This window comes from Rothia sp. HMSC065B04 (assembly GCF_001812285.1).
Lineage (GTDB): Bacteria > Actinomycetota > Actinomycetes > Actinomycetales > Micrococcaceae > Rothia > Rothia mucilaginosa.
In genome coordinates this window covers 93553-104173 of sequence record NZ_KV808411.1, presented here as the reverse complement: position 1 = coordinate 104173, position 10621 = coordinate 93553, and the positions used below count along the sequence as shown (strand labels likewise).

Annotated in this window: 7 protein-coding genes; 4 read left to right on the top strand and 3 right to left on the bottom strand. The window is 60.1% G+C overall.

Annotation, left to right across the window (positions count from 1 at the left end; translation table 11 throughout):
- Positions 1-125: 125 nt before the first annotated feature.
- Positions 126-1271: an ADP-ribosylglycohydrolase family protein gene (locus HMPREF2845_RS09000; protein WP_070634507.1), complete on the top strand. Its 1146-nt coding sequence runs from the start codon at positions 126-128 to the stop codon at positions 1269-1271.
- Between the two features lie 532 nt (positions 1272-1803).
- Here HMPREF2845_RS09000 and HMPREF2845_RS08995 read toward each other — a convergent pair.
- The 3 genes from HMPREF2845_RS08995 to HMPREF2845_RS08985 form a co-directional block, all read right to left on the bottom strand.
- A complete protein-coding gene (locus tag HMPREF2845_RS08995) occupies positions 1804-3171 on the bottom strand; it encodes an RNA polymerase sigma factor (RefSeq protein ID WP_070634506.1) in 1368 nt (455 codons plus the stop codon).
- A 414-nt stretch (positions 3172-3585) separates the two neighbouring features.
- On the bottom strand, positions 3586-5433 hold the full coding sequence (locus HMPREF2845_RS08990) for a metal-dependent hydrolase (RefSeq protein WP_070634505.1): 1848 nt from the start codon (positions 5431-5433) through the stop codon (positions 3586-3588).
- Between the two features lie 213 nt (positions 5434-5646).
- Positions 5647-6552, bottom strand: a complete 906-nt coding sequence (locus tag HMPREF2845_RS08985) for a PAC2 family protein (protein WP_005505492.1) — start codon at positions 6550-6552, stop codon at positions 5647-5649.
- 433 nt (positions 6553-6985) lie between these two features.
- Between HMPREF2845_RS08985 and HMPREF2845_RS08980 the strand changes: the two genes are divergently transcribed.
- The 3 genes from HMPREF2845_RS08980 to HMPREF2845_RS09165 all read left to right on the top strand — a co-directional run.
- On the top strand, positions 6986-8482 hold the full coding sequence (locus tag HMPREF2845_RS08980; RefSeq protein WP_070634504.1) for a leucyl aminopeptidase: 1497 nt from the start codon (positions 6986-6988) through the stop codon (positions 8480-8482).
- A 426-nt stretch (positions 8483-8908) separates the two neighbouring features.
- Positions 8909-10294, top strand: a complete 1386-nt coding sequence (gene lpdA, locus HMPREF2845_RS08975) for a dihydrolipoyl dehydrogenase (protein ID WP_044142607.1) — start codon at positions 8909-8911, stop codon at positions 10292-10294.
- A gap of 191 nt (positions 10295-10485) precedes the next feature.
- On the top strand, positions 10486-10621 hold a 136-nt coding region (locus HMPREF2845_RS09165; RefSeq protein ID WP_305793661.1), incomplete at its 3' end, for a biotin/lipoyl-containing protein.

Below are 10621 nucleotides of genomic sequence, written 5' to 3'. Positions count from 1 at the left end.
GCCGCAGAGGGGGCACTCCCCCGCGAGCATGAGCACGAAGCCACTTGGTACCCCCGCACATCCTGAGCACAAAGTCGACTGGTACATCCCCCACGCATCCTAAGCACCCGTGGGATAATCGCCCTATGAGTTTTTCTTCTGTTGAGTTCACGCATGCACCTGAGGTTTCGGCTGAGTTTGCGGGCAGGGTGCGCGGCCTGTTGTGTGCGTCTGCGTTGGGTGATGCGCTGGGTTATCCGTTGGAGTTGTTGTCGGCTGAGCAGATTGCGGAGCGTGCCCCTAAGCCGTGGGAGTCGGCGTTTGGTGAGCTGCTGGTCAGTGATGATACGCAGCTGATGTGTTTCACTCTGGATGGCCTGACGGAGGTTTTGGAGTGGAATAATGAGGGCGCGGCGGCGGATGAGTTAGCGTGTCTGTGGTTGGCGTATTTGCGGTGGTTCCGCGGTATTGGTGAGGTTCTGCCGGAGTCTGCGCCGTTTTCGTTGGATCGTGAGATTGATGGTTCGTCGGAGTTGACGGCTCGTCGTGGTCCGGGTGCGGCAACGTTGCGGGCGTTGGGTTCGGGTGAGATGCAGTTGGTGTCGAAGTCATTGACTCCTGATGCTTTGGGTAGTGGCGCGTTGGTGCGTTCGGCGGCGTTGGGTGTTTTGCCGGTGGCGCAGGAGCGTACGGTGGTTTTGTTGGCGGTGCGTGCGGCGGCGTTGACCCATGGGCATCCGGAGGCGTTGGCTTCGGCGGCGGCGTACGCGTTGCTGATTCGTGATCTGTTGGCGTCCCCCTCCGGTTCGTTTGACGCGTTGCTGGAGTCGGCGCGTCGTGTGCTGTCGTGGTGTGGTTCGGTGGCGGCGGATGATTCGATTCCGGGTGATGCTTCGCGTACGGCGGCGGCGCTGAGTCGTGCCGTCGAGCTGCTGGAGGGCGGTACGGTGCCGGTGCCGGAGGCTGTGGCGGAGCATTTTGGTACGGGTTGGACGGCGCCTGAGCTGTTGGGTGTGGCTCTCTGGTGCGCGGCGGATGCTGTGAAGAGTCTGTCGGCTGATGCTGATGATGCGACGGTGCGTGGTGCCCTGTTTGAGGGGTTGTGCCGTGCGGTGTCGGTGGATTCGGATTCGGATTCGGTGGGTGCGATGACGGCGGCGTTGTGGGCGGCGGCTGGTTTCCCGGTGGGTGGCGATGAGGCTGATGCGTGGTCGGAGGCGCTGGGTCGTGTGCGTGGTTTGGATCAGGTGGAGGCGGTGGCGGACCGCTATCTGCGCCAGCTGAGCCTGTAGCGGCACGGTATAGCTGGCGGCGTAGCGGCGATGCGAAGCGGGGGCACTCCGTCCGCAGAGCCAACCTGACATACTCAGCCTCTGTGGAACTGAACGTTGACGGCATAGCGGACATGCGTAGCGGGGGCTCCGTCCTCGAGGTGCCTCAGGCACCGATGAGGGGGCACTCCCCCGCGAGCATTGTCCGTGTGCCGGTCATACGAAACTGTGTCATGAGTATCCCCCGCGTGCCGCATATACAAACTGTTTATATACGCAGAAAAGGCTCTCCGGTATCTCGGAGAGCCTTTTCTGTATGTGCAACTAAATCTTACGGCGTAGCCGGTCACGCGGAGCGGGGGCTCCGTCCTCGAAGCGCCCCCAGGCGCTGAAGAGGGGGCACTCCCCCGCGAGCGGGAACCGGTGCGCCGTCTGTAAGGACAAGCGCACGGAGTCCGGCCCCGCACTCCCCCGCGAGCATTGTCCGCGTGCCGGACAGCAGACCAGCTGCACGAGCATCCGCCAGCACGTTAGAACCGCTAGCTATGAACTTTTAGTCCAGGTAATCGCGCAGTACCTGCGAACGCGACGGGTGACGGAGCTTAGACATGGTCTTGGACTCGATCTGGCGGATTCGTTCGCGGGTCACGCCGTAGACCTTGCCGATTTCGTCGAGGGTCTTGGGCTGGCCGTCGGTCATGCCGAAGCGCATTGCGACCACGCCGGCTTCACGCTCGGAGAGGGTGTCGAGCACGGAGTGGAGCTGTTCCTGCAGAAGGGTGAAGGATACAGCGTCTGCGGGGACGACTGCTTCGGAGTCCTCAATGAGGTCGCCGAATTCGGAGTCGCCGTCTTCACCGAGGGGGGTGTGCAGGGAGATGGGTTCGCGGCCGTACTTCTGGACTTCGATGACCTTTTCGGGGGTCATGTCGAGTTCCTTGCCGAGTTCTTCGGGGGTGGGTTCGCGGCCAAGGTCCTGGAGCATCTGGCGCTGCACACGGGCGAGCTTGTTGATGACTTCTACCATGTGCACGGGGATGCGGATGGTGCGAGCCTGGTCTGCCATTGCGCGGGTGATGGCCTGGCGGATCCACCAGGTTGCGTAGGTGGAGAACTTGAAGCCCTTTGAGTAGTCGAACTTTTCGACGGCGCGGATGAGGCCGAGGTTGCCTTCCTGGATGAGGTCGAGGAAGAGCATGCCGCGGCCGGTGTAGCGCTTGGCGAGGGAGACGACGAGTCGCAGGTTGGCTTCGAGCAGGTGGTTCTTGGCTCGCTTGCCGTCGTGGACGACCCAGCGCATGGCCTTTTTGAGTTCTTTGTCCATGTCGGGGTTTTCGGCGAGCTTGTGTTCGGCGTAGAGGCCTGCTTCGATGCGCTTGGCGAGGTCGACTTCCTGCTGTGCGTTGAGCAGGGAGACTTTGCCGATTTGCTTGAGGTAGTCCTTGACGGGGTCGGCGGTTGCGCCGGGGGTGACGACGCGCTGTGCGGGTGCGTCGTCGTCGTCGTTTGCGGTGAGGACGAAGCCGGAACCCTTGGCTGCTACTGCTTCTGCGGCCTTCTTTTCTTCTATTTTGGCTACGGTTTCTTCGTCTTCTTCGTCGGTTTCGTCTTCGGCGTCGGTGGTTTCGAGTTCTTCGTCGAGTCCGAGGTCGAATTCGTCGTCGTTCTTTTTGCGGCGGCCGCCGGTCTTGCGCTTGGTTGCGGTTTTGGTGGTGGTTTTACGGGTGCGCTTGGGCTTGTCTGCCTCGGTTTCGGCAGTAGTTTCGGCACCGGTTTCGGCGGTTGCGCCGGTGGTGTCTTCGGTTGCTGCTGCGGCTTTGGTGGTTGCCTTCTTGGTGCGGGTGGTCTTGGTGGTGGTTTTTGCGACGGTTTCTTCGGTTGCGTCGCCGGTCACGGTCTTCTTGCTGGTTGCAGGTGCCACTAGAACCCTTTCTGGCTTGTGGTGGGGTGTTTTGTTTGCAAAACACCTAAGACCCTGTCAAGTCTGTGCTGGCGTCCTCGGTCGGGGTGTTTGCTGCGTTTGTCCGGTTTAACGCTGTGGGGGCGGGTTTTATTCCGCGTGCGTTGGGCGGTTTGCAGGGTTCCGTTGCTCGTTGTGTGGAGCGGTTTGAGGGCGCGTTGTAGCGCATTGACTATACGGGGTCAATATATAAGTATTGCAGATTTTTGGTTGCTTTCAACTTGACGCGCTGTTTGGGGGCTTGTGGGCCTGGTTTTGGGTGGGTGCGGCTGTGTGTGGTTGTAGGTGGGAGGAGTCGGTGGGAGGGGCGTGCCCGGTGGCGCGCCCCTCCCCTGTTTGTGCTTCGCTTTTAGGTACCGCTTTTAGGTGCCGGGTTTAGGGTTTTCGGGGTTTGAGGGTGCTGATGGGTTCGCGGTGTGTTCCGGGTTCGCCGCAGATGGTGTGTTTGATCCAGGCGGGTAGGTTGCCTGCGTTGAGGTGTACGTTGAGGATGTTGAGGTCCTTTCCGAATGTGTGGCGGTGGGCTTCTTGGCGGAGTAGGCGGGCGTAGGTGCTGTAGCCCTTGTACCAATTGGTCCAGGCTTGGGTGTTGCGTAGTGCGGCGTATTCTCCGTCGGTGCTGTGGGGTGTGAGCAGGCTGGTGAGTAGTTCGAGCGCGTTGAGGCGTGCCCAGTGGGGGCTGTCTAGTTTTCCTTTGAGGGCGTTGAGGTAGTGGGTGTAGACGGCGTGGTGTTTGGTGAGGTATTCGCTGGTGGTGCAGCTTTCGTCGATTCGTTGTTTGAGGTTTTCGAGTTTGTTGTGGGTGTTGTGGTCGTTGGGGTGTTCGTCGAGGCGTGGGAGCACGTCGCGGCTGATGGTGTTGAGTTCGGCTGCGCTGGCGTGGTCGGCGGGGGTGAGGTTTTCGAGTGCCCAGCCGTTGAGGTTGGCGTGTTGGTTGTTGCGGCTCTGTTGGATAGTGCGGTGGGTGCGGCGGATCCAGTCTTGCCATTGCACGCATTTTTCGGGCACGGCGCGTACGTGTGCCTGTTCGGTGCCGGGTGCGGCGTTGAGTGCGTGGGTGAAGCTGGCGGGTATGTAGGTTTTGCGGGTGATGCGGGTGCCGTAGTGAGGTGGTTCGAGCGGCACGAAGTTGGGGCTGGTGCTGGGGTATTCGCCGCCGAAGGCGTGGTAGGTGTATTGGGCGGAGTAGTGCAGGTGGGCGAGCGCTTGTTGAGCGTGGTTGAGCCCGTAGCCGGCGAGGTAGGTGAGCATTTCGGCGGTGATGGGGTTGAGGGTTAACGGTGCGATGGAGGCGCGTAGGTGACCGGCGACTTCGGCGGGGATGAGGTTGCGCAGCGCATCGCCAATAGTGGGCGCATCGTTATCGTTGACCGGGTGGGTGGTGAGCAGGTGCGCGGCGGCGTTGATGGCGGCGTCCCAGTAGCAGAGGTCGATTTGGGCTTGGCGGTAGATGGTGCGGATGTCTGTGTGGCGGGCTTCGTCGTTCCGGACGGTGTTGGTGCGGGTGTTGTCCCAGAGTTCTACGGCGTTTTCCCAGTCGTGGCGGGTTTCGGGGTTGCTGGTGGGGTCGGTGTCCCAGGGGCTGTGGGCGTAGTTGTGTTGGGCGGTGGCGGCGATGGTGTCGCCGTGGCGGGTGAGCCAGGTGTAGTAGCCGCTGTGGCGGAGTTCTTCGATAGGTGCGAGGAGGGTGAGCGTCTGCTGTTCGGGGTTGAGTGCCCAGATGCTGGCGCCGCCTGCGTAGATGACGTCTTCGCAGCGTAGTTCGCTGACGATGCGCGGGTCGTGGAGCAGGTGGAGCCAGGTGTTGATGTTGATTTGGGTTTCGAGGTCGTTATGGATTTCGTCGATGGTGGCGAGCTGGGCGGTGTCGGGGTTGAGTTGGCGTTGGCGCACGGTGTTGTCGCCGTCGATGATGATGGCGTAGAAGCGGGTGAGGGTTTCGCCGTTGTGGTGGGTGGGGAGTTTGGTGAAGGTTTCGTGGAGGAAGTCGGCGCGTTCGGGCAGGGTGCAGGGTTCGTCGGGTAGGTTGACGCGCAGGCTGGGGCCGAGGGTGTTGTCGGTTGCGGTGAGGATGATGAGTGAATGGTCGGGCCAGTAGCCGTGCTGGTGGAGGGCGCAGCTGAGCACGTCGTATTCGTTGCGGATGGGCGGGGGCGTGTCGTAGCCGCTGTTGGGGATATTGCCGTTGGAGATGTTGCCATTGGGGATATTATTTGCGTTCATGCCTTCACGGTGGCATGGGTTGCGCGGGTTCGGGGTTAAACGAATAAATCTGTGGATATTTCGGTTCATGTGTCCGAAGGTTCCACAGATTTATTCGTATTGTTCGTTTGTTTACCGAGGTTTGTCCACAGCGGCGCGGGGTGCCGCGTCATAATTTGTCACGCAATATCTGTCAGGCGCTATCTGGCGGGCGGTATCCCCTACTGCGTGCACCTACTGTTCGTCGAGGAACCGCTCGAAGAGCGCACCAATCTCGTCGCGGCTGGGCACGTTGTGCGCGTCGCGTCGCGAGAGGGGAACCGCAATGTCGGAGGTGCGGAAGTTCTCGTCGTAGTTCTCTTCCATGGTCGTGATCATGCGACCGATTTCGGGGTTCTGCTTGACCTGATCGTTGATTTGACTGTGCACGTGGCGTGCGGCTTCGCGCAGGTTCTCGGTGGGTAGGGAGAGGTGCGCTGCCATGCCCACGTGTTCGAGGGCGGTGAGGGTGCCCTGCGGCAGGTCCGCCTCCGAAATGTACTGGGGAATGTTCACGCCGAAGCCGACGGTGTCGATTCCGTTTTCGGTGAAGAGCACTTCCAACAGGTTGGTGACGGTTGCGTGCACGTCCGCGCTGGGCTTCCACGGGGAGATGCCGCGAATCAGGTCCTTGCGGGAGCCGTGCGCGGTAATCGGGAAGGGGCGGGTGTGCGGCACCGGCATGGGGAATGCGGAGACCAGCACGACCAGGGAGGGCTTGACCCGCTGGGCGATGGTCAGCACCGCCTTTTCGAAGCGCTGCCACTGCAGGTCCGGTTCGGCACCTGTGAGTAGCAGGAACGGCTTGTCGAGGCTGTCTTCTACAGCGTAGAGCTTCAGCTGCGGGTATTGCGGCTTTTCGAAGTGGTCTTTTTCGTAGCGGATGTAGGGGCGGCGGGCGCGATAGTCGTGCAGCTGGTCGCTGTCGAACTCGACGATTTCAATGTTTTTGAGTTCGCTGAGCAACACCTGCCCGAGTTGCCCTGCGGTGGAGCCTGCGTCTTGCGGGCTGGAGAGGGCGATGACGAGGGTTAGCCCGTGCATCCTGGGGTCGTCCAATATTTTGGTGTTGGCTAAGTAGAGATCTTCGGGGTTGAGCATTACGCCTCCTCACTTCTGTCTGGTTCGCGCCGCGTTCGGGCGGGCTTAGTGTTTTCTGCCGGTACCCGAGGTGTTGGGGCGAAGGGGCGTCTTCTGTTATCTGACGCTTTCCGTAGTCTTTCATTTTATGCCACTACTGCCCTGTCTCGACAGTGTGCGGGCTTTTCTCGCAGTAGGTGAACTTGTTTGGTGTCTCGTCGACGTTCTTAAGGCGCTGCAGCTCGGCTTCTTGTGCATTTTTTCTGTTCTGCCAGCTGTTCGGGGTGAGAGCTGAACCTCACGCCCTCCTACATATCCGTGTAGAGTAGAAGCAGTAGTCCGCGTGGCTTTACGCGGCGGTATTCATCCTCACTCTTCGAGGGCCTACAGTTGAGTTTTTCGGGCGCGAGGATGTGCCCCGACTATTTGAGAAGACATACGCAAAGGAGTAACGATGTCTCTGTCTCTGTCTATTCACAGCACCGACCTTGAAGCGCTCGAAGCTGACGTTCTGGTTCTGGGCGTTTTGAAGGGTTCGGACGGTGCGTACCTGGCACCGAGCTCCCTGTCTGAGGACTCTGTTGAGGGTATTAACGAGTTGCTGGAGGCGCTGGGCGCTTCGGGCGCACCCGATCAGCTGCTGCGTCTGCCCGGTCTTGAGGACACCGGTGCCGGCATTGTGGCGCTGGCGGGTCTGGGCTCCGATACCGCTGAGGGTCAGGAGCGCCTGGATGCTCTGCGTTACGCCGCCGGTTCTGCGGCTCGTCAGCTGGCTGGTTCCGCTGAGGAGGTCGCTTTCGATTTCGGCGTTTCTTCGGTAGAGGAAATTGAGGCTATTGCTCACGGCGCTGTGCTGGGCAACTTCATTGAAGAGGGTCTGCGTTTCAAGACCAAGGATTCGATCAAGGAAGAAATCGAGTCCATTCTGATTGTTTCTTCGATTGATCAGGAAGAGGCTGAAGAGGCTCTGGTGCACGGCCTGGTTCTGGGCGAGACCGCTAAGGACGCTCGCCGCCTGGTGAACCTGCCCCCGTCGCACCTGTACCCGGAGACTTTCGCTGAGTTCGCTGCTGAGGTCGCTGAGGATTACTCGAACATTGAGATTGAACTGTTCCACCACGACCGCCTGGCAGAGGAGGGCTTCGGCGGCATTTCCGGTGTTGGTCAGGGTTCGCCCCGCAAGCCGGTTCTTGCCGTTGTGAAGTACACCCCGGAGAACCCGAAGGCTCACGTTGCTCTGGTTGGTAAGGGTATCACCTTCGATACCGGTGGTAACTCGCTGAAGCCTGCCGCTTCGATGATGACCATGAAGTGCGATATGGCTGGTGCGGCATCGGTTCTGAGCGCTGTGGTTGCTTCTGCTGAGCTGGATGTTCCGGTTGCTGTCACCGGCTACCTGTGCCTGGCTGAGAACATGCCCGGCGGTCACGCACTGCGCCCGGAGGACATTATCACCATGCGTGATGGCCGTACCGTTGAGGTGCTGAACACTGACGCTGAGGGCCGCCTGGTCATGGCTGATGGTATCGCCCTGGCTTCCGAGTCGAACCCGGACGTCATCCTGGACATCGCTACCCTGACCGGTGCCGCTATAGCTGCTCTGGGTCTGCGCACTGCGGCTCTGCTCGGTGACGAGGAGATTCGCGACCGCGTGATTGCAGCCGGTGCAGCTGCGGGTGAGGCTTACTGGCCGATGCCGCTGGAGTCCTACCTGCGTAAGAGCCTGGAGTCCCCCGTTGCTGACATCAAGAACATTGGTTCCCGCTACGGTGGCGCGCTGACTGCGGGCCTGTTCCTGAAGGAGTTCGTGGGCGAGGGCATCCCCTGGGCTCACCTGGATATTGCGGGCCCCGCGTTCAATGAGGAGTCCCCGTACGGCTTCACTCCGAAGGAAGGCACCGGTTTCGGTACCGCTACCCTGGTGAACTTCATCGAGTCCTACGCTAAGTAGTCTGATTGGCTGGGCGCGCGCCCTAATTGGCGCATCCTAATTGGTGCCCCTTATCTGGTGCGAGCCGCACAGCATAGAGCTGATCGGAGGAGGGCTTTCCGGTATTTCTACCGGGGAGCCCTCCTCTGCGTCTGTTCTCGGACACGTTCTGTGCGACCGCTGTGGTGCTCCTGTCATCGCACTGTTCTATGACGCGCCGCTTTTCTTGCGTGGTGAAAAATTTACGGTGTTTGGGCGATTAATCGGCTAAAACCGCCCTGAGTGAACTTAAACGACCGTCAACGGGGGTATTGTTGTATTAAGTGTTTTTCTGCGTACGCGGAGGGGCGCGCGATTTTTCGAGCTCGCGGGCCTTTCGCGCATGCTGGGAAACCTACCAATAAATTGGTAAAGAACTCATTGCAGGGGTCTTTAGCCCCAACAACTATGCAAGGGAGCAATATCGTGGCTCAAGAATTCGACATCCTCATCCTCGGCGGCGGTTCCGCTGGCTACTCTGCAGCTATTCGCGCACGCCAGCTAGGCTTCACCGTCGGCCTGATCGAGAAGGAAAAGGTCGGCGGCACCTGCCTGCACACCGGCTGTATCCCCACCAAGGCGTACCTGCACGCTGCTGAGCTGGCAGAAGAGGCACGCGAGGCGTCCAAGGTTGGCGTTAACGCTGTGCTGCAGTCCATCGAAATGGGCAAGGTTCGCGATTACAAGGACAACATCGTCTCCGGTAAGTTCAAGGGTCTTGCAGGCCTGCTGAAGATGAAGGGCGTAGAGGTTATCCCCGGCGAGGGTAAGCTGACCGCTCAGGACACCATCACCGTCGGTGGTGTTGAGTACAAGGGTAAGAACATTATCCTGGCATCCGGCTCGGTCTCCAAGACCTTCGGTCTGCCCATTGAGGGTCGCGTTCTGACCTCCACTGAGGCACTGGAGATGGACTACCTGCCCAAGAGCGCTATCGTGCTCGGTGGCGGCGTGATTGGTTGCGAGTTCGCATCCATGTGGAACGCTATGGGCGTTGACGTCACCATCATCGAGGGCCTGCCGAACCTGGTTCCCAACGAGGACCCGGCAATCATCAAGGTTCTGGAGCGTGCGTTCAAGAAGCGCGGCATCAAGTTCAACACCGGCACCCTCTTCGAGAAGGTTGAGCAGGACGCTAACGGTGCTAAGGTCACCCTGGCTGACGGCAAAGTCTTCGAGGCAGAGATCGTTCTGGTTGCTGTTGGTCGTGGCCCGAACACCGCAAACATGGGCTACGAGGAGCAGGGCATCCCCATGGATCGCGGCTTCGTCCTGGCTAACGAGCGCCTGCACACCGGCGTTGGCAACATCTACGCTGTTGGCGACATCGTCCCCGGCGTTCAGCTGGCTCACCGCGGTTACCAGCAGGGTATCTTCGTTGCTGAGGAAATCGCTGGTCTGAACCCCTCCATCGTTGAAGACGTGAACATTCCCAAGGTCACCTTCTGTGACCCGGAGATCGCTTCCGTTGGCTACTCCGAGCCCAAGGCTAAGGAGAAGTTCGGCGCTGAGAACGTTGAGACCGCTGAGTACAACCTGGCTGGTAACGGTAAGTCCGCTATCCTCGGTGCTACCGGTATCGTGAAGGTTGTCCGCCAGAAGGACGGCCCCATCGTTGGTGTTCACGCTATTGGTAAGCGCATGGGTGAGCAGATTGGTGAGGCTCAGATGTGGGTTGCTTGGGAAGCATTCCCCGAGGACGTCGCTAAGTTCATCCACGCACACCCGACTCAGAACGAGTCCCTGGGTGAGGCTGCAATGGTCCTGAACGGCACCCCGCTGCACAGCGCATAAATTTTGCTGACTGGCGTTAGCGCGTCAGCTTAGTATTGACGACCGTTGGTCGTTAGCGGTTGCCGGGCGTATCCGCTGAACAACGCCCCTATCCGGATGCGCGTCGACGTGCTTTGACGCATACGGCGCGCATCCGGGTCGCCGCTCACATTTTTCTAGTTCAAGCATTCACAAGGAGAACGGGAAAGATTATGTCCCACACCGTAGTACTGCCCGCACTGGGCGAGTCCGTGACCGAGGGTACCGTTACCCGCTGGCTCGTTGAGGTCGGCGACACCATTGAGGTTGACGCTCCCCTGGTTGAGGTTTCCACCGACAAGGTTGACA